Origin of the sequence: Kitasatospora albolonga, from assembly GCF_039535905.1 — a bacterium.
Classification (GTDB): Bacteria; Actinomycetota; Actinomycetes; order Streptomycetales; family Streptomycetaceae; genus Kitasatospora; species Kitasatospora albolonga.
Genome location: NZ_BAAAYB010000120.1, coordinates 27,213 through 52,492 on the forward strand (window position 1 = coordinate 27,213; position 25,280 = coordinate 52,492).

Consider the following 25,280-nt stretch of genomic DNA (forward strand, 5'->3'; position numbering starts at 1 on the left):
TATTTCGGGCGGTATTGCCCTCGGGACGCGCGGGTGGTGGGGGGTTTCTCCGCTATGTTCGGTATGTGTCCCGGTTCGTCCGCGCCCAGTCGCCCACGATGCCCAAGGCCGCCGGGCTGCCGCCCGCCCGGCGCGAGCGGGCCCTGCTCGCCACCGACCTCCAGGACCTCTCCCGGCGGCGCCGGGCCACGCCCGCGCTGAGCGCCCTGCTGCTGGTGGTCTTCGCCGACCTGGTCACCGGCCGGGACAGCTACCTCGCCCCGCTGATGGTGGTGGTCCCCTCGCTGGCCGCGCTCACCCTGCGGCCGGTCGAACTGCTGCTCGTCTGCCTGCTCGGCTTCCTGGCGCTGATCGGGCTCGGGCACTACGACCAGGTGGCCGACCTGAACAACGGTCAGTTCCTGTTCGGCGCCGTGGTCAGCTACCTGGTGCTCTCCGTCTTCAGCGCCTGGGTGGCCCGGATCAGGATGCGGCGGGCGGCCGCCTTCGCCGCCGTCTCCTCGGTGGCCGAGGCCGCCCAGCGCGCCCTGCTGCGCCCGCCCGGGCCGGTGGTCGGGCCGCTGCGGCTCGCGGTGCGGTACGCCTCGGCGGCGGACTCCGCCCGGATCGGCGGGGACCTCTACTCGGTGCTGGAGACCCCGAACGGGACCAGGGTGCTGGTGGGGGACGTCCGGGGGAAGGGACTGGGCGCGGTGCAGACCGCGGCGGTGGTGCTCGGTGCCTTCCGCGAGGCCGCCTACGACGAGAGCGGGCTGACGGCGGTGGCGGCCCGGGTCGAGGTCAGCGTGGACCGGCACGTGCCGGACGGGGAGTTCACCACCGCCCTGTTCGCGGAGTTCCGGCGGCCGGGTGTGGTGGAGCTGATGCACTACGGGCACGTGCCGCCGATCGTGGTCTCCCGGGACGGGGCCGTGACGGTGCTGGAGGCCGACGATCCGTGGGTGCCGCTCGGGCTGGGGGCGATGGCGGCGGGAGCCCCGACGAGCATGGAGGCGGCGTTCGGGGACGGGGACGTGCTGGTGCTCTGCACGGACGGGGTGGTGGAGGCGCGGAAGAAGGGGGCGGGGGACTTCTATCCGTTGGCGGAGCGGGTGGGGCCGCTGGTGCGGGACGCCGCGCGCTCGGCGGCGGAACTGGAGACGGCGGTGGGGCGGGTGTACGCGGACCTGCTGGTACACACGGGCGGGGAGCTGGGGGACGACGCGCTGCTCCTGCTCATCAGCCGCACCGACGGCTGACGCGGGCGGTCGCACCGGGCTGCGCCCCGCAGGGGCGCGGGGAACTGCGCGAGTACGGAAGGCGGACCGGCGCTAGATCGGGGCAGGCGAGCCGGTTGCACGTGTTGCCGTTCCCCCGCGCGCAGTTCCTCGCGCCCCCGGGGTAACCACGTACGCCCTCGCGCCCCCAGAGGCGTCACCTCGGTCCGGCGTCGGCCAGGGCACGGAAGAGCAGGGCGGTGGAGGTGGCGCCGGGGTCCTGGTGGCCGGTGCTGCGGGGGCCGAGGTAGGAGGCGCGGCCCTTCCGGGCCTGGAGGGGGGTGGTGGCGAGGGCGCCCCGTTCGGCGGCGGTGGCGGCGTCGGCGTAGGAGCCGGTGAGCCGGTAGGCCGCGGCGGCGGGGGCCCAGGCGTCGACCATGGTCTTGTCGCCGGGGGCGGCGCCGCCGAGCCGTCGGACGTCGGCGAGCGCCGCGTCGAGGGCGTCGGCGAACGAGGAGCCGGCGGTGAGGGCGGTGCCCATCGCGCGGAAGGCCTTGCCGTAGAGGGGGCCGGAAGCGCCGCCGACCTTGGAGATCAGGGTGGTGCCGGCCTTGGTGAGGACGGCGCCGGCGGAGTCCAGGCCTTCGACGGCGGGGAGGACGGCGGCGAAGCCGCGCCGCAGGTTGGTGCCGTGGTCGCCGTCGCCGATGGCGGTGTCGAGGTCGGTGAGCTGCTGCTGGTGCTCCTCGACGGCGGCCGCGGCGGCGCGCAGCCAGGCGAGGGCGAGGGCGGTGTCCACGGGTGAGGTCCTCTCAGGGCCGGCGCAGCGCCGGGGTGGTGGCGGGGGCGTCCCAGAGGTCGAGGAGTTCGGGGTCGGCCTTGGTGAGGGTGAGGGAGAAGCCCGCCATGTCGAGGCTGGTGACGTAGTTGCCGACCAGGCTGCGGGCGATGGTGATGCCGCGGTCGGCGAGGCGGTCGCGGACGGTGCCGTGGAGCACGTAGAGCTCCAGCAGCGGGGTGGCGCCGAGTCCGTTGAGCAGGGCGATCACCTCGTCCCCGGCGGTGAGGTCGTGGTCGGCCAGGACGGTGTCGACCACCTCGGCGGCGAGTTCGGCGGCGGGGCGCAGGGGTTCGCGGCGGCGGCCCGGTTCGCCGTGGATGCCGACGCCGACCTCGATCTCGTCCTCGGGGAGGTCGAAGCCGGGTCTGCCGGCGGCGGGGGTGGTGGCGGCGGTGAGGGCGATGGCGAAGGAGCGGGAGGCGGCGTTGACCCGGGAGCCGAGGGCGGCCACCGCGTCGAGCGGCGCGCCCCGTTCGGCGAGCGCTCCCGCGCACTTCTCGACCATCACGGTGGCGCCGGTGCCGCGCCGTCCGGCCGTCCAGGTGGAGTCCTGGACGGCGACGTCGTCGTCGACCAGGACGGTGCGGACCTCGATGCCCTCCTCCTCGGCGAGCTCGGCGGCCAGTTCGAAGTTCAGGACGTCGCCGGTGTAGTTCTTCACCACGAAGAGCACGCCCGCGCCGCTGTGCACGGCTCGGGCGGCGGCCAGCAGCTGGTCGGGCACGGGGGAGGTGAAGACCTCGCCGGGGCAGGCCGCGTCGAGCATGCCGGGGCCGACGAAGCCGCCGTGCAGGGGCTCGTGACCGGAGCCGCCGCCGGAGACCAGGGCCACCTTGGGGGCGGCCGGGCGGGCGGTCCGGTGGATCACGCGCTGCTCCAGGTCCACCGTCAACTCCGGGTGGGCGGCGGCGAATCCGGCCAGCGCGTCGGTGAGCACGTCCTCCGGGGCGTTGATCAGCTTCTTCACCGGTGGTCCTCCCTCGAACGGATCCTGCGGCCGACGTTACGTCAACCGGGAGCACGGGGACGGGAGATCCGACACGCTCGGCGCGAACCGGTCGTCTGGGCAGGCGGGGCGGCCGCCGTTAGGGTCGGGGCATGGGCAACCACGTGGGCGTCGTGTTGGTCTCGCACAGCCCCGGCCTGGCCGCCGGGCTCCGCGACCTGCTGGCCGAACTGGGCTCCGGCCAGGTGGCGGTACGGCTGGCGGCGGGCACCGAGGGCGGCGGGCTCGGCACCAGCTACGACCTGATCGTGCGGGAGGTGGCGCAGGCCTGGAGCCCGGCGGGGGTGGTGGTGCTGGCCGACCTGGGCAGCTCGGTGCTGACCACGGTGGCCGCGCTGGAGGACCATCCCCGGGACGGGGTGCGGCTGGTGGACGCGCCGTTCGTGGAGGGCGCGGTGGCCGCCGTGGTCACCGCCTCGACCGGGGCGGGGCTGGACGAGGTGGTGGCGGCGGCCGAGGACGCCCGGGGCTTCCGCAAGCTCTGACGCCCCCTCAGGCCCTCACTTGGCCTCGGCGTAGCTCTCCACCACGGCGGTGGTGAGCGGGAACCGCACCGGGGTGTCGCCGAAGACCAGCCGCCGGGCCTCCTCGGCGCTCTCCTCCACCGCGGCGGCCACCGCCTCGGACAGATTGGCCGGGGTGTGCACCACCACCTCGTCGTGCTGGAAGAGGACCAGGTGCGGGCGGTCCGGCCCGTCGGCCAGGGCGGTCAGGCGGCGGCGCAGCGCGGCCAGCAGGGCCAGCGCCCAGTCCGCCCCGCTGGCCTGGATCACGAAGTTGCGGGTGAAGCGGCCGCGGGCCCGGGCCGAACGGGCGCCCGCCTCCCCGGCGGTGTCCGGCGCCTCGGTCAGGTCCATCCAGTCCGCCGAGGGCGGCGGGCAGGTGCGGCCCAGGCGCGAGCGGACCATGCCGCCCTCCTCGCCGGTGCGGGCGGCCGCCTCCACGTAGCCCATCGCGGCGGGGTAGCGGCGGCGCAGGGTCGCCAGCAGCGGGCCGATGTCCCCGCTGGTCTGGCCGTACATCGCGCCGAGCAGGCCGAGCTTGGCCTTCTCCCGGTCGCCCTGGAAGGCGGTGGCGGCGAGCGCCGCGTACAGGTCGCCGCCGGCCGCGCTGCGGGCCAGCCCGGCGTCCTCGGAGAGCGCGGCGAGCACTCGGGGCTCCAGCTGGGCGGCGTCCGACACCACCAGGGCCCAGCCCGGATCGGCCACCACCGCCCCGCGCAGCACCCGGGGGATCTGCAGCGCCCCGCCGCCGCGGCTGGCCCACCGGCCCGAGACCACCCCGCCGACCACGTACTCCGGCCGGAAGCGGCCGCCGCGCGCCCAGGTGTCCTGCCAGGCCCAGCCGTGTGCGGCGTGGATCCGGGACAGTTCCTTGTACCGGATCAGCAGCGGCGCCGCCGGGTGGTCGACGCCGCGGACCTCCCAACTGCGGGTGGAGTTCAGCCGGATGCCCTGGTCGGCGAAGGCCTTGAGCACCTGGGCGTGCGAGTCCGGGTTGAACGGGCGGCCGCCGAGCGCGCGTTGGAGCTCGACGGCGAGCTCGGCGAGCAGCCTGGGCTGGGTGCCGGGCACGTGCGGGCGGGCGCCGAGCAGCTCGGTGAGCAGCCGGTCGTGCAGGTCGGCCCGCCAGGGCAGGCCGTCGCGCGCCATCTCGGTGGCCAGCAGGCCGCCGGCCGACTCGGCCGCCACCAACAGGCGGAACCGGCCGGGGTGCTCGGTCTCGCCGATCCGGCGCAGCTGGTCGGCGTGGACGGCCACCACGGCGGCCAGCGGGTCGGTGCCGGGCGGGAGTTGGAGGCGGTCGGGGGCGAAGAGGCTGTCCTGCTCCTCGCCTCCGGCGGCCTCCGGGAGGTCGGGCGGGACGGGGGAGCCCTGGAGGCGGGCCCAGGCGGCGCCGAGGCTGCGGGGTGCGCCCCAGCGGCCCTCGTGGCCGAGCAGCAGTGCCTCGACCAGGCGCAGGTCGTGACACCTCGCCACCTGCTGCGGCAGCAGCGGCGCGTAGGCGCTCTCGGCCGAGGCGAACACCCAGCGGGGGCGGACCGCCGCCTCCCGCTCCGCCACCGCCGCCGCCAGGTCGGCCACCTTCACCGGCCCGCCCGCCGGCCGCCCGTCCTCGGTCAGCTCCACCATCCGCCCGCCGGGGCCGTGCTCCGCAGGCACCACCGCGATCCTCGCCACCACGACGGGGCCTCCTTGCACGTACCGGAACAGACTTTCGGCCCCGACGCTACCGCCCGCCGCCGACAGGCCCGTGGATTGCGCCCCGCAGGGGCGCGGGGCTCTGCTGATCTGCGGCTCCGCCGCGGGGCGCGCAGGGGAACGGCAGCACGTGCAACTGGCTGACGGCGGTTCAGTTGCAGGTGGGCCGCCTTCCGATTCGCGCAGTTCCTCGCGCCCCCAGGGTGACCACCAGCCCGCGCCGCCCGGGGTGATCAGCCTCCCGCCCCTGATCCAACCGCCAGCGCTCCGGCCTTCCGCGGGCGGTATGGTCGCGGGCATGACGGACAACCCCTTCTTCGCACCCAGCACCCTGGTGTTCGAACTGCCGCCCTTCGCCGCGATCCGGGAAGAGCACTACCTGCCCGCCTTCGAGCGCGGCATGGCGGACCAGCTCGCCGAGACGGCCGCCATCGCGGCCTCCGAGGAGCCGCCGAGCTTCGCCAACACGGTGGAGGCGATGGAGCGTTCGGGTGCCCTGCTGCGCCGGGTCCGGCTGGTCTTCGACAACAGGAACTCCTCGGACACCAGCCCGCGGCTGCAGGAGCTGGACGCCGAGCTGAGCCCCCGGCTCGCCGCGCACCGGGACGCGATCCTGCTGGACCGCGCCCTGTTCGCCCGCTTCGACGCGCTGTACGAGCGGCGGGAGGCACTCGGCCTGGACGCCGAGGCGCTGCGGCTGCTGGAGCGCCACCACGCGCGCTTCGTCCGGGCCGGCGTCCGCCTCGACGAGGCGCAGCAGTTGCGGATGCGCGAGCTCAACTCCCGGATGGCGGCGGCCGAGTCGGCCTTCCGGCAGAACGTGTTCACCGGGACCCGGGCCAACGCGCTGGTGCTGGACGACGCCGGGCAGCTGGCCGGCCTCGCGCCGGGCGCGGTCGCGGCGGCCGCGGCCAACGGCCGGTCGCTGGGCCAGGACGGCGCCTACGTGCTGAGCCTGAAGAACTTCTCCAACCAGTCCGAGCTGGCGGAGCTCACCGACCGCGGCGTGCGGGCCCGGCTGATGGCGGCCTCGCTGGACCGGGCGGTGGAGGGCAACGGCCCGCTGGCGGTCGAGCTGGCCGCGCTGCGGGCCGAGCGGGCGGCCCTGCTGGGCTACCCGAGCCACGCCGCGTACGTGGTGGCGGACGAGACGGCCGGCACCGTGGAGGCGGTGGAGGAGCTGTTCGCCAAGCTGATCCCGCCGGCCGTGGCCAACGCCCGCAAGGAGGCCGAGCAGCTGGCCGCGTTCGCCGAACGGGTCGACGGGGTCACCGACTTCGGGGCGCACGACTGGCAGTTCTACGCCGAGCGGGTCCGCAAGGCCGAGTACCAGCTGGACAGCGCCGAGCTGCGCCCGTACTTCGAGCTGGAGCGGGTGCTGCACGACGGGGTGTTCTTCGCCGCGAACCTGGCCTACGGGCTGACCTTCACCGAGCGGGCCGACCTGGCGGCGTACCACCCGGACGCCCGGGTCTTCGAGGTGTTCGAGGCGGACGGCTCCTCGCTGGGCCTGTTCATCGGGGACTTCTTCGCCCGGGAGTCCAAGGGCGGCGGCGCCTGGATGAACGAACTGGTGCAGCAGTCCGAGCTGCTGGGCCAGCGCCCGGTGGTGGTGAACAACCTGAACATCGCCCACCCGGCGGACGGCGAGCCGGCACTGCTCACCTGGGACGAGGTGCGCACGCTCTTCCACGAGTTCGGCCACGCGCTGCACGGCCTGTTCTCGGCGGTGCGCTTCCCGTTCTTCGCGGGCACCGAGGTGCCGCGGGACTTCGTGGAGTTCCCCTCGCAGGTCAACGAGATGTGGATGACCCGGCCCGAGGTGCTGGCCAACTACGCCCGGCACCACCTGACCGGCGAGCCGCTGCCCGCCGAGCTGGTGGAGCGGATGGCCGCCACCGAGAAGTTCGGGTACGGCTTCCGGACCGTGGAGTACCTGGCGGCGGCGCTGCTGGACTGGGCCTGGCACACCGTGCCGGCCGGGGAGGAGATCGGGGACGCGCGGGAGTTCGAGGCGCTCGCACTGGCGAAGGCCGGGCTGGCCGAGCCGCTGATCCCGCCGCGGTACCGGACCACGTACTTCAGCCACGTGTTCTCGAACGACTACAGCGCCGGGTACTACGCGTACATCTGGTCCGAGGTGCTGGACGCCGACACCGTCCGCTGGTTCGAGACCAACGGGCGCGGCGTCCGGGAGAGCGGCGAGGTCTTCCGGACCGAGCTGCTCTCCCGGGGCGGCAGCGTGGACGCGTTGACCTGCTTCCGGAACGTGGTGGGCCGCGCCCCCGAACTGGAGCCGCTGCTGGCCCGCCGGGGCCTGGACGGCTGACCGTCCTGACCCGTCGTCAGGGGGCCCGCTACCGGCCGGTGATCCGCACCGTGACCACCGTGCCGGGGCGGGCCTGCGGCAGCAGCACCCGGGCGGTGCCAGCCCGCCCGTCCCGGGGCTGCTCCACGTCCAGCACCGAGGCGCGGGCGCCGGAGACGGTGACCTTCGCGCCGCTCGGGTAGGCGGTGGCGGGCAGGGTGATCTCGGTCCAGCCGCCGCTGCCGCCCGCGGTGCGCCCGCCGGCGGTGAAGGTGAGGGCGTAGGCGCCGTCCCGGAAGGTCTCGTCCTGCGGGGTGCCGGCCAGCGCCCGGGCGTACGGGGCGAAGGCGGGCTCGTGCCCCGGGGCCGGGAGGCCCTGCGGGTCCAGCGCGCAGTAGCCGCCGTTGCCCCTGCACCAGTACCACATGGCCCAGCCCTCGGCGAAGGCGGACATCGCGGCGGTCTGACGCCGCACCAGCTCGCGGTTGCCGGGGGTGCGGGCGCTGGGCGGGCCCCACTCGCCGACGATCACCGGCAGCCGGTGGGCCCGCGGGTAGGCGGTGACGGCGGCGGTGTAGTTCTCCACGAAGCCGCCGGACGGGTCCCAGTCCTTCCCGGCCTCGACGGCGGTGTCGTAGAAGTGCGGGGCGTAGCCGATCCGGTCGGCCCCGGAGCGGGGGTCGGCGAACGGCGGCAGCTCGGTCGGCACACCGAGCCCGACCAGGACCGTCGGCTCCACGAACAGCCAGGAGCGGGAGTCCACTTGGCGGACCGCGGCGATCAGCCGCCGGTACATGGCGGGGAGCCGGTCGCGTTCCAGGGCGGCGGAGGCGGCGACCAGCACGGCCGGGTCGGTCGGGTCGCCGGGGATCGGGCCGGACGGCTCGTTGAACAGGTCGTACCCCAGCAGCGAACCGTGGCCGCGGAGTTCGCGGGCCAGCCGGGTGTAGAAGTCGGCCTGCCAGCGGCGCAGGTCGGCGTCGTCGTAGAGGTGGGTGAAGGCGGCCTGCACGGCGGGCTGGTAGTACCCGGCGAACCAGTCGTCGGGGTCGGCCTCGAACGGCAGGCCGTCGTCCCGGGTGGCCCAGAGCGGGATGCCGCGGTCGCCGCCGCCGAACTTCGGCCCGTAGACGTCCTGGTGGAAGTCGACCAGGGCCAGCAGCCGGTACTTCTCGGCCCAGTCGAGCACCCGGTGCAGGCGGGCCAGTTCGGCGGGATCGAGCCGGCCGCGGGTGGGTTCGAGGCGGTTCCAGGAGATCGCCACCCGGACCAGGGTGAAGCCCTGGGCGGCCGCCGCCCGTAGATCGGCCTCCGTCACCTCGGCGTACTTGTCCACGTTGAAGCCGCGCAGCTGGACCACCCGGCCGTGGGCGTCGGTGAGGTGGGTGCGGCCGTCGGCGGTGGTCGAGGTGCCGGAGGGGAAGAGCGGTTGCTGCTGGTGGGCCGAGGCGGTGGCGGGCGCGGCCAGGCCGGTGAGGGCGGTGGCGGCGGCCAGGGAGAGAGCGGCGGCGGTACGTCGAGCGCGCACGGGACACCTCGCGGCTAGGGCCTGGGGCCAGTCTGGGTGCGCCGATCCTGCCTCAGCCCCCTGGTGCGCACAAGAGGTGAGGCAGGCTCATGTTACGTGGCGTCAGCCGAGCGCCCCGGGGAGCGCGGCGGCCGCCGCGAGGCGGCCCCAGAGCAGGTCGGCCAGTGCCTGCACCATCCGGGCCCGGGGGCAGGGCCGCTGGTCCAGCCACCAGTCCCCGGCGGCCAGCACCATGCCGGTGATCGCCCGGCCCCAGGTCTCGGAGAGCAGCGGTCCGTCCGCCCCGAGGTCGACCTGGGCCTGCACGGCCTTGGTGATCTCGTCGGCGATCTGCTGGAGCGCGGGCGCCAGCGCCTGCCCGGCGGCCCGGCCCTGGTCGCCGCCCTGGGTGATCAGCCGGTAGACCTGCGGGCGGGACTCGATCCCGGCCAGGTAGACGTCCAGCACGTGCTCCACCCGGTCGCGGCGCTCCAGCGGCTCGTTCAGCGCAGCCCGGACGGCGGCCAGCAGGCCGCTGGTGTGACGCTCCGTCAGGGCGCTGATCAGGCCGTTCCGGTCGCCGAAGTGGCGGTAGAGGATCGGTTTGGTGATCCCGGCCTCGGCCGCGATGGCGTTCATGCTGGCGCCCGGGCCGTCCCGCTGCACGACCCGGTCGGCGGCGTTCAGCAACTGCTCGCGGCGGGGCTCGTCCGGCATGTGCTGCTCCCTGGGCGTGGGGGTGGATGTGGACGTTGACAGGCCTACCAATCAGTAGCAGACTCCGAGCATGTTACCGGGGGTAACACCCCACGGCATGGGACGACACCGCGACCGGAGGCACCCCGCATGAGCACCTTCTCCCTCGACCCCGGCCCGGACCAGCTCGCCGTCCGCGACTGGCTGCACGGCTTCGCCGCCGACGTGATGCGCCCGGCCGCGGCCGAGTGGGACGAGCGCGAGGAGACCCCCTGGCCGGTCATCCAGGAGGCGGCCAAGCTCGGCATCTACTCGCTGGACTTCTATGCCCAGCAGTTCTTCGACCCCTCCGGCGTCGGCATCCCGATCGCCATGGAGGAGCTGTTCTGGGGCGACGCCGGGCTCGGCCTGGCCATCACCGGCACCACCCTGGCCGCCGTCGCGGTGCTGGCCAACGGCACCGACGAGCAGATCGGCACCTGGGCGCCGCAGATGTTCGGCACCCCCGAGGACGTCAAGCTGGCCGCCTTCTGCTCCTCCGAGCCGGACGCCGGCTCCGACGTCTCCGCGCTGCGCACCCGCGCCGTCTACGACGAGGCCAAGGACGAGTGGGTGATCAACGGCACCAAGACCTGGGCCACCAACGGCGGCATCGCCCACGTCCACGTGGTGGTCGCCACGGTGGACCCGGAGCTCGGCGCCCGCGGCCAGGCCTCCTTCGTGGTGCCGCCCGGCACCCCGGGACTGAGCCAGGGTCAGAAGTTCAAGAAGCACGGCATCCGCGCCTCGCACACCGCCGAGGTGGTGCTGGACGGCGTCCGGGTCCCCGGCAGCTGCCTGCTCGGCGGCAAGGAGAAGCTCGACGAGCGCCTGGCCCGGGCCCGCGAGGGCGCCCGCAAGAGCGGCAAGAACGCGGCGATGGCCACCTTCGAGGCCTCCCGCCCGGCCGTCGGAGCGCAGGCCATCGGCATCGCCCGGGCCGCCTACGAGGTGGCGCTGGACTACGCCAGGACCCGGGTGCAGTTCGGCCGGCCGATCATCGACAACCAGGGCGTGGCCTTCCAGCTGGCCGACATGAAGACCCGGATCGACGCGGCACGGCTGCTGGTCTGGCGGGCCTCCTGGATGGCGGCCACCAACCAGCCGTTCACCTCGGCGGAGGGCTCGATGTCCAAGCTCTACGCGGGCGAGACCGCCAAGTACGTGACCTCGCAGGCGATGCAGCTGCTCGGCGGGAACGGCTACACCCGGGAGTACCCGGTGGAGCGGATGCACCGGGACAGCGCGATCTACACGATCTTCGAGGGCACCAGCGAGATCCAGCGACTGGTGATCGCCCGGGCCATCTCGGGGATGCCGATCCGCTAGCGCGGTGGTGCCGAGGTGGTGGTGCCCGCGTGGTGACGTGCCGTCAGAACCGCGGGGGCCTGCGCTCCAGGAAGGCGGCCAGGCCCTCGCGGACGTCCGGGGACCGGCGGGACTTCCGCTCCCAGGGGGCGAGGGCGGCGCGGGCGTCCTCGACCCCGGGCCCGGCCTCCAGCGCGGCCTTGGCCGCGCCGAGGGTCTGCGGTGAGCGGGTGGCCAGCATCGCGGCGAACTCGTGTGCCCGGGCGTCCAGTTCGGCCGCCGGGTGCACCTCGTCGGCCAGTCCGAACAGCTCGGCCCGCCGGGCGTCCACCAACTCGCCGGAGAACAGCAGGTACTTGGCCCGGGCCGGGCCGACCAGCCGGGCCAGCCGGGTGGTCGGCACCGCCGGGTAGACCACGCCCAGCTTGGCCGGGGTGATGCCGAGGCGGGCGTCGTGGGCGACGAAGCGCAGGTCGCAGGCGACCGCCAACTGGCAGCCGCCGCCCACGCAGTGGCCGTGCACCACGGCGACGGTCGGGTGCGGGAAGGCGGCCAGCGCCTGCTCGGCCGCGACGTTCTGCGCGTGGTAGGCCTCGGCCCGGTCCGGGTCCGCGTACACCTCGGAGAGCTCGGCGATGTCGGCGCCGGCACTGAAGGTGCCGCCCGCGCCGGTCAGCAGCAGCGCGCGCACCCCGGGGGCGGCGGCCAGCCGGTCGAGCACGCCGGGGAGCGCGCGCCACATCGCGAGCGTCACGGCGTTGCGCCGCTCGGGGCGGTCCAGGACGAGGGTCGCGACCGCGCCGTCCACCGTGGCCCGCAGGCCGGGGACGCCGGTGTCGACGTGCTCGATCCCGGACCGGTCGCTCTCGAACTGCTCGGTCAAGGCCGCCTCCTGGGGGTGGGTCGGCTCAGCCTTCCACGGCGGACGGCTCCGGCACCACGGCGGTGACTGTGATCTCCACCAACTGGCCGGTGTAGCCGAGGGTGGTGACCCCGAGCAGGGTCGAGGTGTGCGGGCCGTCGTGCAGCGCCGAGGCGTCGACCACGTCCCAGACCGTGGAGAGCGGGCCCGGCCGGTCCGCCACCACGTAGACGGTGGAGGCCACCACCCGGTCGAGCGAGCTGCCGACCGAGACCAGCGCCGTCTCCAGGTTGGCGAGCACCTGGTGCGCCTGGGCCACCGGATCGCCCGGGCCGACCAGCCCGCCGGAGGCGTCCAGCGGGACGCCGCCGGCCAGGAAGACCAGCCGCTCGCCGGCCTCGACCACGGCGGTGTGCGCGTAACCGGGCGGCGGGAAGAGGGCGGGGACGGTGCGGTGCTGGGCCATCGGGACTCCGACCGGTCGAGGGGCTGGGCCTGGGCGGGCCCGGTCTGGGTGGGCCGGGCCTGGGTGGGCCGGGCCGGACGACCTCCGATCCTCGGCCGTCCGGCCCGGCCTGTCACCCGGTTTTCCGGGCCGCCCGGGCGCCGCTCTCCGGGGCGGGGCGCCATGTGGTCCACGAGCTGTCGGGCGACCGGGAGCCGGCCGGCGCCCACGCGCTGTCGAGCGCCCACGAGCTGTCAGGCACGGTCGGAGCCTCCCCGCTTCTCGGCCCACTCCGGGGCCAGGATCGCCCAGACCTCGTAGTCCAGCCGCTCGCCGCGGTACAGCGCGGACTTGCGCAGTACGCCCTCCAGTTGGAAGCCGAGGCCCTGGGCCACCGCGCGGCTGCGCGGGTTGACCGAGCTGTTGTGCCACTCGGCCCGGTAGAGGCCGCGCTCGGTGAAGGCGTAGTCCAGCAGGCGGGCGGTGGCGGCGCTGATCAGGCCGCGGCCCTGGCCGGCCGGCTCGGTCCAGGCGCCGATCTCGCAGTTGCCCTGCTCGGCGTCGAAGGCCACGAACATCACGCCGCCGACCAGCGTGCCGTCCAGCCAGATGCCGAACAGCTGGCGGGCGTCGGCGGCCTTCCGGTCGGCGAAGCCCTGGAGCGTGGCGGTGGCCGACTCCAGGTCGGTGGAGCGGGTGGCCCAGGGGACGTACGGGTTGACGTTGTCCCGGGCCCGGTCCATGTGGGCGAGGAACTCCTCGGCCTGCCAGGGCTCCAGCGGGCGGAGCTCGGCGCCCTCGGCGAGGGGTACGGCGAACACGGGGCCTCCTGTGGGCGGATGGTCGTACGTACATAACAAACGTTTGGTAGGTACCCTAGCGCCATGCCGCCCGCCCGTGGAGACCATGCCGCCCGTCGCAACGACGTATCCGCCGCCGTCTGGCGCGTGCTCGCCGAGCGCGGCTTCGGCGGTCTGACGCTCCGCGCGGTGGCGGCCGAGCTCGGGGCCAGCACCGGTCTGCTCACGCACTACTTCCCGAACAAGCGGGCGCTGCTCTCGTACGCGCTGGAGCTGCTGGACCAGGACGCCCAGGGCCGGCTGCCCGCCGCGGAGCCGGCCGGGACGGCGGGTGCGGCGGGGGTCGACGCCGGGCGCGGGGCGGCCGCCCCGGGCGCGGACGGGTTGGAGCGGCTGCGGGAGGTGCTGCTCGGCATCCTGCCGACCACGCCCGAGTCCGTCGCGGGGAACCGGATCTGGGTGAGCTCCTGGGACACGGCCCTGGCCGATCCGGAGCTGACGGCCCAGCACGCGGAGCGCTACCGCAGGGCCAGGGAACGGAACGCGGCACTGGTCGAGGCGGCGCAGCGGGCCGGGGAGGTGTCGGCGGAGCGGTCGGCGACGGAGGTCGCGGCGGGGGTGCAGGCCTTCGCGCTGGGGCTGGTGGTGCAGGCCCTGCTGTCGCCGGAGGAGTTCCCGGCGGAGCGTCAGGCGGCGCTGCTGGAGGGGTACCTGGAGACCCTCTGAGGGGGTCGGCGGCGGTGGCCGGAGCGGGCCCGCCGTGGCGCGGTGGTGCCCCCAGCAGGATTCGAACCTGCGACCTACCGCTTAGAAGGCGGGTGCTCTATCCGCTGAGCTATGGGGGCGCGGCGACATCCGCCCGGGGAGGGCTTCGGTCGGCGTGCGAGGTCCGGGACAGGATAAGGGAGCCCAGATACTCGTCCGGGTCTTCAAGCACCGTGCCGGGTGTGTCGAGCCGGTTGAGCGGTCCGATAATCGCAGGTGGCGGCCGGGTGCGCAGCGCTCTGACGGCTTCTGGCGGCGGACGTTGTGCAGTCGTTACGGGGCTGTCTCCCCACCTGTTATGGATTCGGTGCGGAGAATGCCCGTGCCCGGTGGCCGGGTGGGGGAGGTTTTCGGCCTAGTGGGCACCGGGTGACGTGCGGGGATGCCGGGGCGGCGCACCGACCGGCGGCGGGGCCGGGGAGGGTCGGCGGGCGGGCGCCCGGGGGTGTCGGGGCGAGGATGTTGTCATGGCCCCGAAAAGCTGGCGTCAGGTCAGTCGGAAATGCGATTGATTCACTCCGGAGAGTGACATCGGTTATCCCCATGCCCGGGTTGTCCACAGGATTTCGGAACTTCTCCGTGCATTTCCGCGGAGGGGGAACCCTCGGTTCTGCGGGCGATTCCGCAGGGTGATTCCCGACGGACGGAGGGTGTTCCGGTGAACGAGTCGATGGTGACCATGATCGGCAATGTCGCGACGGTGGTGAACTACTCGCAGACCGCCGCCGGGGTTCCGGTGGCCAACTTCCGGATGGCGGCCACCGAGCGCCGCTACGACCGGGAGAAGGGCGACTGGGTGGAGGGGGACACCAGCTGGGTCACGGTGAAGGCCTGGCGCTGGCTGGCGGCCAATGTGGTGAGTTCGCTGAGCAAGGGCGATCCGGTGGTCGTGAGCGGCCGGTTGAGGGTCAGGGAGTGGGGCGAGCCGGAGAAGCGGCACTGCGTGGTGGAGATCGACGCCCGGGTGGTGGGTCACGACCTCGGGCGCGGTACCACCGCGTTCCGCTGGGCGGTGCAGGCCAAACCCGAGTTGGTGGGCGGCCGTTCGGGTCGGGACGATCCGGCGGCCGGGCCGCCGCCGTCGCAGCCGGGCGGGCGCGAGCCGGCCCCGGCCGAGCAGGCGGTGCCGGGGTGGATCGTCGCGGCGCTGGACTCCAGGCGGGCGGCCGTGGCGGAGTCGGTGCGGGTCCCGGTGGCGGTTGGTGCGGGTGGGACGGATGGGGAGGGAGGGGCCGATGGTGTGCGGGAGTTGGAGCAGGCGGGTGACGGAAATGCGGGAGGTGATCGAGTAGTCGCCGGATGAGCCGGGCTCCGACCGACTCCGGACACTTCCCGGCCGCGGGAGTGCCGAAGCGGAAACCGTCCTGATTGATCGTGAGAATCTGGCGGATCGTCAGTACACCGTTGTGATCAGCTGCTTGATAACAATATAGATACGGAACCGTCCTGGTTCGGCACGGAGGTTTGCTGGCGCCCGTCGGTCAATAGGATGCGTCTGGTTCAACACAGGTGCGGCGGTGTCACAGGGTGCGTCGCTTTGCAAGGCGGGCTGCCATCGGCAACGCCCAGCCCGGAGGGGTCGAGATGTTCCACAAGCAGGGGCGGGCGTTCTCCCGCATAGGCTCTGTCATGCTCGCGACGAGCATGCTCGTCGGCGGAGCGATGGCCACGGCCGCGTCGGCGGCCGACACGCCGAGCTCGACCGGTACCAAGGCCAAGCTGCTGCCGGGCGTCCGGCACAGCGGCAGCATCAAGTACGACCGCAACGGCGAGGAGCACAAGGTCCAGGGCGGCATCCTGCAGCTCATGACCGAGGACGAGAAGACCCTCGACACGTACTGCATCGACCTCCTGAACCCGACCCAGGAGAGCGCCGACTACAGCGAGACCGGCTGGTCCGCCACCTCGCTGGCGGACAAGCCGACCGAGGCCGGGAAGATCCTCTGGATCCTCAAGAACTCCTACCCGCTGGTGAAGCCGGCCGCGCTCTCCACCTCCAGCGGCATCGAGGGCCTGACCGAGGACGACGCGGCCGTCGCCACCCAGGCCGCGATCTGGCGCCTCTCCGACGGGGTCAACGCGACCCCGATCAACAACGAGAAGGCCGTCAAGCTCGCCGACTACCTGAGCCAGAAGGCGGTCAAGCTCGAGGAGCCGAAGCCGACCCTCACCCTCAACCCGGCCTCGGTGTCGGGCAAGAGCGGCGACCTGCTCGGCCCGATCACCGTCACCACCAACGGCACCGCGGTCTCGCTGGCCCTGGACGAGGCGGGCACCAAGGCCGGCCTGACCATCACCGACAAGAGCGGCAAGCCGGTGACCAGCGCCAAGAACGGCGACCAGGTCTTCGCCAAGGCCGGCGCCGCCGGTGCCGCCGCGGGCAGCGCCGCCATCAAGGCGACCACCACCGCCGCCGAGGTCTCCGTCGGCCGGGCCTTCGTCGGCGTCGGCAAGGAGAACAAGCACAGCCAGACCCTGATCCTGGCGGGCTCGCAGCCGGTCAACGCCGCCGCCTCCGTCACGGTCAACTGGGCCCCCACCGGCCCGATCCCGGCCCCCTCCGCCAAGATCGACTGCATCCAGGGCGCGGTCGTGGTCACCGTCGCCAACAACGGTGACCAGGACTACACCTTCACGCTGGCCGGCCAGACCGTGACCGTCCCGCCGGGCGCCAGCAAGAGCGTCCCGGTCAAGGTCGCCGAGGACACCGCGTACAACATCAAGGTCCCGCTGGGCGGCGGCAAGTTCGAGGAGTTCAAGGGCGTCCTGAACTGCAAGACGGACACCGCCGTGACCCCGAGCCCGAAGCCGTCGGTCTCCGGCAGCAAGAGCGCCACCCCGACCCCGTCGGCCAGCCCGAGCGGTCCGGTCCTGGCCAACACCGGTGGCGGCGGCCAGACCCCGCTGCTCGCGGGCATCGCCGGTGCGCTGGTGATCGCCGGTGGCGCCGCGGTCTACACCCTGCGCCGTCGCGGCCGCCACAGCCGCGCCTGAGCCTGACGGTGACTCAGCCCGCCGAGGGCTGAGCCCCCGCACCGGCCCCGTTCCCTCCGCAGTCGAGGGGACGGGGCCGGTGCCGTCCCGGCCGGGCCCGCCGCGGCAACTCGGGCCGGTCCGGGGAAGGGCGGTTCGGGGCGGGTGCCGCGTTGCGGCAGAATGGAACGCTGCAAGCCGAATGTTCGGCTCCCCGTAGTTGCGGGGCGGTCCCCATCTCACACGACGACGCCGGAGCGATCTCACGTGGCGGAATACATCTACACCATGCGCAAGGTGCGCAAGGCCCATGGCGACAAGGTCATCCTTGACGACGTGACGCTGAGCTTCCTCCCCGGGGCGAAGATCGGCGTCGTGGGCCCCAACGGCGCCGGTAAGTCCACGGTGCTGAAGATGATGGCCGGGCTGGACCAGCCCTCCAACGGTGACGCCTTCCTGTCGCCGGGCTTCACCGTCGGCATGCTCCTGCAGGAGCCCCCGCTCGACGAGACCAAGACGGTCCTGGAGAACGTCCAGGACGGCGTCAAGGAGATCAAGGGCAAGCTCGACCGCTTCAACGAGATCGCCGAGCTGATGGCGACCGACTACTCCGACGAGCTGCTCGCGGAGATGGGCACCCTCCAGGAGGACCTGGACCACGCCAACGCCTGGGACCTCGACGCCCAGCTGGAGCAGGCCATGGACGCGCTGGGCTGCCCGCCCGGCGACTGGCCGGTCACCAAGCTCTCCGGTGGTGAGCGCCGCCGCGTCGCGCTCTGCAAGCTGCTGCTCGAGGCGCCCGACCTGCTGCTCCTCGACGAGCCCACCAACCACCTGGACGCCGAGTCGGTGAACTGGCTGGAGCAGCACCTGGAGAAGTACGCCGGCACCGTCGTCGCCGTCACCCACGACCGGTACTTCCTGGACAACGTCGCCGAGTGGATCCTCGAGCTCGACCGCGGCCGCGCGTACCCGTACGAGGGCAACTACTCCACCTACCTCGAGACCAAGCAGTCCCGTCTCAAGGTCGAGGGCCAGAAGGACGCCAAGCGCGCCAAGCGGCTCAAGGAGGAGTTGGAGTGGGTCCGCTCCAACGCCAAGGGCCGCCAGGCCAAGTCCAAGGCCCGCCTCGCCCGTTACGAGGAGATGGCGGCCGAGGCCGACAAGATGCGGAAGCTGGACTTCGAGGAGATCCAGATCCCGCCGGGCCCGCGCCTGGGCAGCGTCGTGATCGAGGTGGACCACCTCAACAAGTCCTTCGGCGAGAAGGTCCTGATCGACGACCTCAGCTTCACCCTGCCGCGCAACGGCATCGTCGGCATCATCGGCCCGAACGGCGCCGGCAAGACCACGCTGTTCAAGATGCTCCAGGACCTGGAGACCCCGGACTCCGGTTCGGTCAAGGTCGGCGAGACCGTCAAGATCAGCTACGTCGACCAGTCGCGGGCCAACATCGACCCGAAGAAGACCCTCTGGGAGGTCGTCTCCGACGGTCTGGACTGGATCAACGTCGGCCAGGTCGAGATGCCGTCCCGCGCCTACGTCTCGGCGTTCGGCTTCAAGGGCCCGGACCAGCAGAAGCCGGCCGGGGTCCTCTCCGGTGGTGAGCGCAACCGTCTCAACCTGGCGCTGACCCTCAAGCAGGGCGGCAACCTGCTGCTCCTCGACGAGCCCACCAACGACCTCGACGTCGAGACCCTCTCCTCGCTGGAGAACGCGCTGCTGGAGTTCCCCGGCTGCGCCGTGGTCATCTCCCACGACCGCTGGTTCCTGGACCGAGTGGCCACCCACATCCTCGCCTACGAGGGCGACAGCAAGTGGTTCTGGTTCGAGGGCAACTTCGAGTCGTACGAGAAGAACAAGATCGAGCGGCTCGGCGCCGACGCCGCCCGCCCGCACCGGGCCACCTACAAGAAGCTGACCCGCGACTGACGGGTCGGTGCGCCCCGTCCGGCAGCCCGCCCCGCGGGCGGGCTGCCGGACCGCCGCCCGTAAGCTGCCGACGGGTCACGTCGGCCGACGGGCGACCGGAAACCTGAGGAGAGATCGACCGTGGCACGCCACATCTACGCCTGCCCCCTGCGGTGGTCCGACATGGACGCCTTCGGACACGTGAACAACGTGGTCTTCCTGCGCTACCTGGAGGAGGCCCGGATCGACTTCATGTTCACCCAGGCCGCCGCCGCCGGCGCCGGGGAGTTCGCGGGCGGCTCGGTGGTGGCCCGTCACGAGATCGACTACAAGCGCCCGCTGGTGCACCGGCCCGAGCCGGTCACCGTGGAGACCTGGGTGACCAAGATCGGCGGGGCCTCGCTCACCGTGGCCTACGAGATCAAGGACACCGCCGCCGACGGCACCGAGACGGTCTACGTCCGCGCCTCCACCGTGGTCGTCCCCTACGACCTGGCCGAGGGTCGCCCGCGCCGGATCAGCCCGGTCGAGCGCGAGTTCCTGAGCCGCTTCACCGAGGACGCCGACGAGGTCGGGGACCGGTCGCCCGGTGTGGCGGCCGCCGCGGCCTGAGCCCGCGCGCCCGTCGCGGTCCGGGCCCGGGCCTGACCCGGCCCGCCTGACGGTCCGTCACCGCCCGCCCCTCCGTCACCGCCCGCCCCGGGACCCGTCCGGCGGGCCCTCCCGTCGCCGTCTCCCGCGCGTCGCCGCCTCGTACGCGTCGCAGCCCCGCGCGGAGCCGCCCCCATGAGTGAGCTGATCCGTTGACCACCCCTGCCCCGCTCCCGCTCGCCGACCAGGGCGAGGCCGCCGGTCTGGCCGCCTTCCTGAGCAGGTTGCTGCGCTTCGACCGCGCTGCGGCCGTCCGGCTGCAGGCGGTGCGGGCGGGTGGCGGCGCCGAGGGCGGTGGTGCGGGCGGTGTGGTGCTCGCGGTCTTCGGCCGGCTTCCGCTGGGCGGTACCGGGGTGCTCGCGGTGCGCAGCGTCCGGCTCGGCGCGGACGCCCCGGAGTTCGACCTCACCGTCTCCGCCGGGCAGTTGCTCGACGGACTGGACGAGGCGGCCGACGAGCTGCGCCTGCCCGCCGCCGTGACCGGCCCGGCCTGGGCCGGGCTGCTCCCGCCGCGGACCGGCTGGGAGCGGATCGCCGAGACCGCCGCAGCCGAGGTGGCGCCCGAACTGGCCGCCGCCATCGAGGAGTTCAAGCAGCGCAGCGCGGAGGTGCCGGAGCACCACCACAGCCGGTCGGTGCTGGAGGGCCTGGCCGACGAGATCTGGTCCCGCCCGCTGACCGCGGCTCCCGGGCTCCCGCTGCGTGCGGCGCACGCCGCCCAGGTGATCGGCTTCCTCGCCCCCGGTGGGCCGGTCACCGCCCACCGTTCCGGGGCCTGGCTGCGCCTGGGCACTCCGGCCGGCTCCGTCGCGCTGCGGGCGGCCGCCGCTCCGGGTGCGGGTCTGGGCCTCAGCCCGCTGCGCTGACCGGCCCGCGCCGGTCGGTCGGGCCGGGTCGGGGCGGACCTGCGCGGACCCGATCGGTCCCGACCCCTCCGGCGTCAGCCCGGGGTGTTGATCATCGAGGCGGCGGCGTAGGTCAGGTAGTCCCAGAGCTGGCGCTCGGCGTCGGCCGGGAGCTCCAGGGAGTCGACCGCGGTGCGCATGTGGCGCAGCCAGGCGTCGTGGGCGGCACGGTCCACCTTGAACGGGACGTGCCGCATCCGCAGCCGCGGGTGGCCGCGCTCCTCGCTGTAGGTGCGGGGGCCGCCCCAGTACTGCATCAGGAACAGCGCGAAGCGCTCCTCGGCCGGGCCGAGGTCCTCCTCCGGATACATCGGGCGAAGCAACTCGTCCTCGGCGACGCCCTGGTAGAAGACGTGCACCAGGCGTCGGAACGTCGGCTCGCCGCCGACCTGGTCGAAGAAGGTCACCTCGTCAGTCACTTGACCATGGTCGCAGACCGCCCCAGCGGCCGTACACCAGGTCCATCGGCCTAGGACCGTGGTACGTCGGGTGTGCGGCCGCCGGGGCGGCGGGGTGCTGCGGGCCGGGGTGGTGCGGGTCCTGGCGTACGGGCCGTCAGGAGCGGTGCAGGGTGATCGTGGTCCAGGCGCCGATGTGGACGCGGTCGCCGTCGTTGAGCGGGATGGCGGTGTGCGGGGGCACGGGCTCGGCACCGCCGTTGACCGTGGTGCCGTTGGTCGAGTCCTGGTCCACCAGGACCCAGCTTCCGTCGGCCTGTTCGGCCAGCAGGGCGTGCTGGTGCGAGGCGCCCGGGTCCTCCGGCGGGACGGAGAGGTCGATCTCCGGGACGGTGCCCCGGTGCTGGCTGCGGCGGCCGATCCGCAGCTGTCCCCGGCCGGTGAGCGGTATCCGCCGCTCCGGGCAGTACGGCGGGAAGAACAGCCCGGCCGCCTCCGGGCCGCTGCGGGCCATCATGTCGGTGAAGTAGTCGCGGTCCGCGCTGACCACCGCGATCCAGGTGGACCGGACGGGAGCGGCCGGGGGCTGCTGTGCGGCCGGCGGCTGGAGGTGGAACGAGGTGCCGAACTCGTCACCGGGGGCGGTGCCGGGCTGGGCGTAGGTCGGGCCGGAGTCGAAGGTCTGCAGGGCCTCGGCGCCGGTCGGCTCCGCGAACCGCTCGTGCTTGCGGAACGGATCGCCCGCACCGAACGGCCCCGGCGCCGCGGGGGAGCCGGGCACGCCGGGCACCCCGGGTACGGGGGGTGCGGCCGGGGCGCCCTGGGTGCCGACCGGTGGGAACGGCGAGGGCTCCGGGCTCGGCGCGGGCGGCGGTACCGGGGGCAGGTAGGGGTCGGGCGCCGGGGCCGGCGCCGGCACGGGTGGCTGGTACGGCCCCGGGGCGGGGGCCGGCGCGGGCGGCGGGAAGCCGGGGTGACGACCGGCGCCGGGGTGCTGGGCCTCGGGGTTGGAGAGGGCGTAGTCGAAGCCGCACTCCTCGCAGTACCGGCCGGTCTGCGGGGTCCGGCAGATCGGGCAGGTGACCAGGTCGGTGGTGAGCTCGGGTGCCTGCCCGGGGTGCCCGGCCTGCCCGGGGTGGGCCGGGTGCGGGGCGTGCGCGCCGGGGCCGGCCGGAGGGGCGAACTGCCCAGCTCCGCCCGGGGGTTGGGCGTACGGGTCGGACTGCTGAGGGTGCGGCTGGTAGGGCGCGGAGTGCGGCTGCTGTGACTGCTGCGGCTGGTACGCGGCGGCCTGGTGCGCCTGGTGCTGCTGCCCGTGGTGTTGGTGTGCCTGGTGCTGGTGCGGCGCCGGGTGTCCCGGGGCCTGGTGGCCCTGGGGCTGCGCCGGGTGGGCCGCGTACGGGTCGGGCCGGCCGGGCTGGGTGTGCTGCGGTGCGCCCGCGCCGTAGGGGTCATCCGGGCGCCCGAAGTGCGCGGGGGGAGCGACGGCTGGTGCGGGCGCCACCGGGGACACCGGTGCGACCGGCGACACCGGAGGCAGGTGCGGTGCGGCGGTCGGCGGCGCCCCCGTGCCCGGTGCGGGAGTGTGCCCGCTGCCGAACGGTGCGGCCGAGCCCGGCACGGCCAGCCCGGGCGGAGGCGTCATCGGGAAGCCGCAGAAGTCGCACCAGTCCTCGGCCTGCGACTCGTGGCCCCTAGGGCAGATCGGCATCAGGTCCCCCACATTCCAGCGACGTCACGTTCCAGCAGAGTCCAGCACGAGCGGCCCGGTCTCACTGGACCGTCACTTCTTCACCCGGACGGTCTTGGTGGACCGGGTCTCCAGCGTCATCGAGTCGGCTTCGCTCACGTTCTTACGGAACCGAACGGTACCTTCCTTCGGGTCCACCACGTCCACCACCTTCTGCAGGAGCTTGTAGGTGGAGTCGTTCCCCGTCCGGTGGGCGATCCGCACCGCCGCCCCCAGCTTGGCGGTGGCCCGGTCCAGGTCACCGGCCCGGTGCGCCTCCAGGCCCTCCTGGATGGAGGAGGCCAGCTCGGCCTGGCCGGTGTAGTGCGCGACCTGCGGGCTGATCCGGGTGGTGGAGGCGAGGTCGTCGGTCCAGACCGCGCGCACCAGACCCTGGGAGAGCACCTCGGTGCTGCCGTCCGGTCGGGGCAGCACCAGGCTTATCCGGGCGGCCAGCATCTCGTTGCCGACCTCGGCGGAGGGGACCTCCACACAGACGTGGTAGTCGCGGCTCTCGTCGCCCCAGGAGCCGGTCGGGTAGTCCCCGGCGCGCGGTCCGGCCTCGGACCGGTGGTCCGTCAGGTCCTCCAGCGAGGGGGAGACCTGCTTGACGTAGCGGACCACGGCGTTGGCCGGCGTCCAGACCCGGAGGGACACGTCGGCGACCTGCTTGCCCATCGCGGCCTCCATCATCTGCCGGAAGTCCTCGGCCAGGCCGGAGGGTTCGGCGACGATGTCCACGGTGCCGAGCAGGGCGGAGGCGATCTTGCGCAGCTCGGCCACCTGCCAGTCGGTGCCGACGCCGCGGCAGTCCACGGTGAAGTACCCGGCGGCCGACTCCAGGGCGCCCTCCAGGCCGCCCGGCTTCTCGTGCTCGTTGCGCCCGTCGGTGAGCAGGATGCCGTGCCGGATGGTGGACTCGGGGCGGCTGGCGAAGAGCTGACGGGCCTTCAGCAGCCAGGTGCCGATCGCGGTGCCCCCGCCGGCGGAGAGCTTGCGCAGGGCCTCCTTGGCCTGGGCCCTGGTGGCCTCGCCCGCCACCGCGAGCTTTCCGCCGCCCGGGTAGACCTCGGTGGCCTCGTGGGTGCCCGCCACCACGGCGAAGGCGACGCCGTCCCGGATGGTGTCCACCGCGACGGCGGTGGCGGCGCGGGCGTTGCGCAGCTTCTCGGCCGGGTAGTCCATCGACCCCGAGCAGTCCACCATGATCACGACGGCGGCCTGGGCGCCGCCCGCGCCGCCGGAACCACCCGCGCCGCCCGCGCCCTCCGCGGCGTCCCGGGAGACCGGCCGCCCCCCGGTGGTGCCACCGCCGGTCGCGGTCACGGTGACGATCGCGTTCACCTCGCGGGCGCCCTCGGCGAGGTACTCGTTCTGGAAGACGTCGACGCTGAAACTCGGCTCGGACCGGGACAGAACGGCCATCGTTGCTCCTGTCGTGCGGATCGGGTGATCGCGGGTTCGCTGGGTCGGTGGTGGGGCACGGGCACGGGCACGGGCGCGGGGGAGCGGGTGGCCGGGGCCGACGGCCGCGGGCCGGGGGCGCCGGCCCCGGGGTGACCGGTCGTCAGGCCCGGTCGGCCGGTTGGAGCTGGAGCTGGAGCTGGAGGGTCTGGTCGGCGGGCCGTTGGAGCTGGATGGTCGGGTCGGAGTGGAGCGGTGCGGCACCGGTCGCGGCGCCGGCCTGGAGGGGAACGGTCTGGAGCGAGGACTCCGGCGGCGGGCTGATCGGCAGCACCGCGACGGTGATGTTGTCGTGCCCGCCGGCGGCCACCGCGAACTCCACCAGGTTCCGGGCCGCGGCGAGCGGCTCGGTCCGGGCGTCCGGGCGGACCCGCTCGGCCAGGTCGGCGGCGGCCTCGGCGTAGTTCCACAGGCCGTCGGTACAGACCAGCAGCACGCCGGGGACGTGCGGGGTGAAGCTCACGGTGTGCGGTTCCAGGTCCTCCGCGTCGGCGCCGAGCCAGCCGGTGATCGCGTGGGCGCGCGGGTCGGCGTACGCCTCGGCCTCGTCCATCAGGCCGATCGCCACCACCCGCGCCGCCCAGGAGTCGTCCTCGGTCAGCCGGTACGGGACGGCCGACTCGCGGTCGTCCGGGATCCAGTACGCCCGGGTGTCACCCACCCAGCCGATGGTGACCAGCCCGGCGGCCGAGACCGCGCTGACGTAGGTGCAGGCCGGGGCGTTGAGGCTGCCGCCGGGGGTGCGGACGCCGTCCTTGGCCAGCTCGCTGACCGCCTTCGCGGCCTCGCCGATCGCCTCCCGCATGGCCTGGTCCGGACGCTGACCGCGTTCCAGCGCCGCGAGCAGGTGCGCCGAGGCGGCCCGGACGGCGGTCTCCGAGGCCTCGTCGGGCCGGGCCGAGGAGGACACCCCGTCGCAGACCACCGCGAGCGCGACCGGCTCGCCGCTGGGCAGCCGGGTGGCGGCCACCGTGAAGGCGTCCTCGTTGCGGTGGTGCCGCAGCCCCCGGTCGGTCACCCCGGCGACGCCCTCCACCTCCCGCTCCTGGTGGTCGCGCGGGCGGGGCTGCACGCCGCCGCAGGATTCGCAGTAGCCGTCGGCGGTCAGCTCCGCCGCTCCGCAGTGCACGCAGGGCACGGCCGCTGACGCTCCGTCGGAAGCGGCGGGCACCGGGGCGGTGGCGTCGGTCACGCCGACGCCGCAGGCGCCGCAGTAGTCGTCCTCGGGGTCCAGCGGCTCGGCACAGCTCGGGCACACGGTCTGCTGCGGCATCG

22 protein-coding genes and 1 tRNA gene are annotated in these 25,280 nt (G+C 74.0%); 10 read left to right on the forward strand and 13 right to left on the reverse strand.

Translation table 11 applies throughout. The features are described 5' to 3' along the window. Positions 1-65: 65 nt before the first annotated feature. Complete coding sequence (locus ABD946_RS29245; RefSeq protein ID WP_345288536.1) at positions 66-1,238, forward strand: PP2C family protein-serine/threonine phosphatase; 1,173 nt, start codon at positions 66-68, stop codon at positions 1,236-1,238. A 175-nt stretch (positions 1,239-1,413) separates the two neighbouring features. Here the strand turns inward: ABD946_RS29245 and dhaL are convergent, their stop codons facing one another. Together dhaL and dhaK are read right to left on the reverse strand one after the other, a co-directional pair. Then, positions 1,414-1,995 carry a dihydroxyacetone kinase subunit DhaL gene (dhaL, locus tag ABD946_RS29250; RefSeq protein WP_345288537.1) on the reverse strand — a complete coding sequence of 194 codons (582 nt, stop codon included), beginning with the start codon at positions 1,993-1,995 and terminating at the stop codon, positions 1,414-1,416. A gap of 13 nt (positions 1,996-2,008) precedes the next feature. Further along, positions 2,009-3,004 (reverse strand): dihydroxyacetone kinase subunit DhaK, encoded by a 996-nt coding sequence (gene dhaK, locus ABD946_RS29255; protein WP_345288538.1) that lies wholly within the window; start codon positions 3,002-3,004, stop codon positions 2,009-2,011. Positions 3,005-3,135: 131 nt separating this feature from the next. On the opposite strand from dhaK, the gene dhaM reads away from it, so the two are divergent. Next, complete coding sequence (gene dhaM, locus ABD946_RS29260; RefSeq protein ID WP_345288539.1) at positions 3,136-3,528, forward strand: dihydroxyacetone kinase phosphoryl donor subunit DhaM; 393 nt, start codon at positions 3,136-3,138, stop codon at positions 3,526-3,528. Between the two features lie 15 nt (positions 3,529-3,543). On the opposite strand, the gene ABD946_RS29265 is transcribed toward dhaM, so the two are convergent. Then, positions 3,544-5,226, reverse strand: a complete 1,683-nt coding sequence (locus tag ABD946_RS29265) for a bifunctional 3'-5' exonuclease/DNA polymerase (RefSeq protein WP_345288540.1) — start codon at positions 5,224-5,226, stop codon at positions 3,544-3,546. 316 nt (positions 5,227-5,542) lie between these two features. Here ABD946_RS29265 and ABD946_RS29270 point away from each other — a divergent pair, with 316 nt between their 5' ends. Next, positions 5,543-7,573 carry a M3 family metallopeptidase gene (locus ABD946_RS29270; protein ID WP_345288541.1) on the forward strand — a complete coding sequence of 677 codons (2,031 nt, stop codon included), beginning with the start codon at positions 5,543-5,545 and terminating at the stop codon, positions 7,571-7,573. 28 nt (positions 7,574-7,601) lie between these two features. Here ABD946_RS29270 and ABD946_RS29275 read toward each other — a convergent pair whose 3' ends face one another. Further along, on the reverse strand, positions 7,602-9,080 hold the full coding sequence (locus ABD946_RS29275) for a cellulase family glycosylhydrolase (protein ID WP_345288542.1): 1,479 nt from the start codon (positions 9,078-9,080) through the stop codon (positions 7,602-7,604). A 102-nt stretch (positions 9,081-9,182) separates the two neighbouring features. After that, positions 9,183-9,776, reverse strand: a complete 594-nt coding sequence (locus tag ABD946_RS29280; protein ID WP_345288543.1) for a TetR family transcriptional regulator — start codon at positions 9,774-9,776, stop codon at positions 9,183-9,185. Positions 9,777-9,905: 129 nt separating this feature from the next. On the opposite strand from ABD946_RS29280, the gene ABD946_RS29285 reads away from it, so the two are divergent. Then, positions 9,906-11,123, forward strand: a complete 1,218-nt coding sequence (locus tag ABD946_RS29285; protein WP_345288544.1) for an acyl-CoA dehydrogenase family protein — start codon at positions 9,906-9,908, stop codon at positions 11,121-11,123. A 43-nt stretch (positions 11,124-11,166) separates the two neighbouring features. Here the strand turns inward: ABD946_RS29285 and ABD946_RS29290 are convergent, their stop codons facing one another. The 3 genes from ABD946_RS29290 to ABD946_RS29300 all read right to left on the reverse strand — a co-directional run bounded on the left by ABD946_RS29290 (position 11,167) and on the right by ABD946_RS29300 (position 13,230). Continuing rightward, positions 11,167-11,952 carry an enoyl-CoA hydratase/isomerase family protein gene (locus tag ABD946_RS29290; protein WP_345288662.1) on the reverse strand — a complete coding sequence of 262 codons (786 nt, stop codon included), beginning with the start codon at positions 11,950-11,952 and terminating at the stop codon, positions 11,167-11,169. Between the two features lie 58 nt (positions 11,953-12,010). After that, positions 12,011-12,430, reverse strand: a complete 420-nt coding sequence (locus tag ABD946_RS29295) for a RidA family protein (RefSeq protein WP_345288545.1) — start codon at positions 12,428-12,430, stop codon at positions 12,011-12,013. 233 nt (positions 12,431-12,663) lie between these two features. Next, positions 12,664-13,230, reverse strand: coding sequence for a GNAT family N-acetyltransferase (locus tag ABD946_RS29300; RefSeq protein ID WP_345288546.1), 567 nt, complete (start codon positions 13,228-13,230; stop codon positions 12,664-12,666). 63 nt (positions 13,231-13,293) lie between these two features. Between ABD946_RS29300 and ABD946_RS29305 the strand changes: the two genes are divergently transcribed. Continuing rightward, on the forward strand, positions 13,294-13,935 hold the full coding sequence (locus tag ABD946_RS29305) for a TetR/AcrR family transcriptional regulator (protein ID WP_345288547.1): 642 nt from the start codon (positions 13,294-13,296) through the stop codon (positions 13,933-13,935). A gap of 43 nt (positions 13,936-13,978) precedes the next feature. Here the strand turns inward: ABD946_RS29305 and ABD946_RS29310 are convergent. After that, positions 13,979-14,054: transfer RNA gene (locus ABD946_RS29310), tRNA-Arg, on the reverse strand. Between the two features lie 578 nt (positions 14,055-14,632). Between ABD946_RS29310 and ABD946_RS29315 the strand changes: the two genes are divergently transcribed. The 5 genes from ABD946_RS29315 to ABD946_RS29335 all read left to right on the forward strand — a co-directional run bounded on the left by ABD946_RS29315 (position 14,633) and on the right by ABD946_RS29335 (position 20,375). Next, on the forward strand, positions 14,633-15,277 hold the full coding sequence (locus ABD946_RS29315) for a single-stranded DNA-binding protein (RefSeq protein ID WP_345288548.1): 645 nt from the start codon (positions 14,633-14,635) through the stop codon (positions 15,275-15,277). A gap of 326 nt (positions 15,278-15,603) precedes the next feature. Continuing rightward, positions 15,604-16,968: a Cys-Gln thioester bond-forming surface protein gene (locus tag ABD946_RS29320; RefSeq protein WP_345288549.1), complete on the forward strand. Its 1,365-nt coding sequence runs from the start codon at positions 15,604-15,606 to the stop codon at positions 16,966-16,968. Positions 16,969-17,214: 246 nt separating this feature from the next. After that, positions 17,215-18,879 (forward strand): energy-dependent translational throttle protein EttA, encoded by a 1,665-nt coding sequence (gene ettA, locus ABD946_RS29325; RefSeq protein WP_345288550.1) that lies wholly within the window; start codon positions 17,215-17,217, stop codon positions 18,877-18,879. Positions 18,880-18,999: 120 nt separating this feature from the next. Beyond that, positions 19,000-19,470, forward strand: a complete 471-nt coding sequence (locus tag ABD946_RS29330) for an acyl-CoA thioesterase (RefSeq protein ID WP_345288551.1) — start codon at positions 19,000-19,002, stop codon at positions 19,468-19,470. 191 nt (positions 19,471-19,661) lie between these two features. Further along, the gene (locus tag ABD946_RS29335; protein ID WP_345288552.1) at positions 19,662-20,375 is read left to right on the forward strand and encodes a DUF8010 domain-containing protein; all 714 of its coding nucleotides are present in this window, start codon (positions 19,662-19,664) and stop codon (positions 20,373-20,375) included. Positions 20,376-20,449: 74 nt separating this feature from the next. On the opposite strand, the gene ABD946_RS29340 is transcribed toward ABD946_RS29335, so the two are convergent. From ABD946_RS29340 to ABD946_RS29355, 4 genes are all read right to left on the reverse strand, one after another. Further along, on the reverse strand, positions 20,450-20,833 hold the full coding sequence (locus ABD946_RS29340) for a globin (RefSeq protein ID WP_345288554.1): 384 nt from the start codon (positions 20,831-20,833) through the stop codon (positions 20,450-20,452). A gap of 136 nt (positions 20,834-20,969) precedes the next feature. Continuing rightward, positions 20,970-22,523, reverse strand: coding sequence for an FHA domain-containing protein (locus ABD946_RS29345; RefSeq protein ID WP_345288556.1), 1,554 nt, complete (start codon positions 22,521-22,523; stop codon positions 20,970-20,972). 72 nt (positions 22,524-22,595) lie between these two features. Next, on the reverse strand, positions 22,596-23,966 hold the full coding sequence (locus ABD946_RS29350; protein ID WP_345288557.1) for a vWA domain-containing protein: 1,371 nt from the start codon (positions 23,964-23,966) through the stop codon (positions 22,596-22,598). A 142-nt stretch (positions 23,967-24,108) separates the two neighbouring features. Beyond that, positions 24,109-25,278, reverse strand: a complete 1,170-nt coding sequence (locus ABD946_RS29355; RefSeq protein WP_345288558.1) for a protein phosphatase 2C domain-containing protein — start codon at positions 25,276-25,278, stop codon at positions 24,109-24,111. Positions 25,279-25,280: the final 2 nt, after the last annotated feature.

Bases quoted from the DNA above. Each gene is read 5' to 3' on its own strand.
- ABD946_RS29320 (WP_345288549.1), top strand. From the start codon at position 15,604: ATGCTCGCGACGAGCATGCTCGTCGGCGGAGCGATGGCCACGGCCGCG.
- ABD946_RS29355 (WP_345288558.1), bottom strand. From the start codon at position 25,278: ATGCCGCAGCAGACCGTGTGCCCGAGCTGTGCCGAGCCGCTGGACCCC.
- ABD946_RS29295 (WP_345288545.1), bottom strand. From the start codon at position 12,430: ATGGCCCAGCACCGCACCGTCCCCGCCCTCTTCCCGCCGCCCGGTTAC.
- dhaM (WP_345288539.1), top strand. From the start codon at position 3,136: ATGGGCAACCACGTGGGCGTCGTGTTGGTCTCGCACAGCCCCGGCCTG.
- ABD946_RS29280 (WP_345288543.1), bottom strand. From the start codon at position 9,776: ATGCCGGACGAGCCCCGCCGCGAGCAGTTGCTGAACGCCGCCGACCGG.
- ABD946_RS29345 (WP_345288556.1), bottom strand. From the start codon at position 22,523: ATGCCGATCTGCCCTAGGGGCCACGAGTCGCAGGCCGAGGACTGGTGC.
- ABD946_RS29350 (WP_345288557.1), bottom strand. From the start codon at position 23,966: ATGGCCGTTCTGTCCCGGTCCGAGCCGAGTTTCAGCGTCGACGTCTTC.
- ABD946_RS29305 (WP_345288547.1), top strand. From the start codon at position 13,294: ATGCCGCCCGCCCGTGGAGACCATGCCGCCCGTCGCAACGACGTATCC.
- ABD946_RS29270 (WP_345288541.1), top strand. From the start codon at position 5,543: ATGACGGACAACCCCTTCTTCGCACCCAGCACCCTGGTGTTCGAACTG.
- ABD946_RS29285 (WP_345288544.1), top strand. From the start codon at position 9,906: ATGAGCACCTTCTCCCTCGACCCCGGCCCGGACCAGCTCGCCGTCCGC.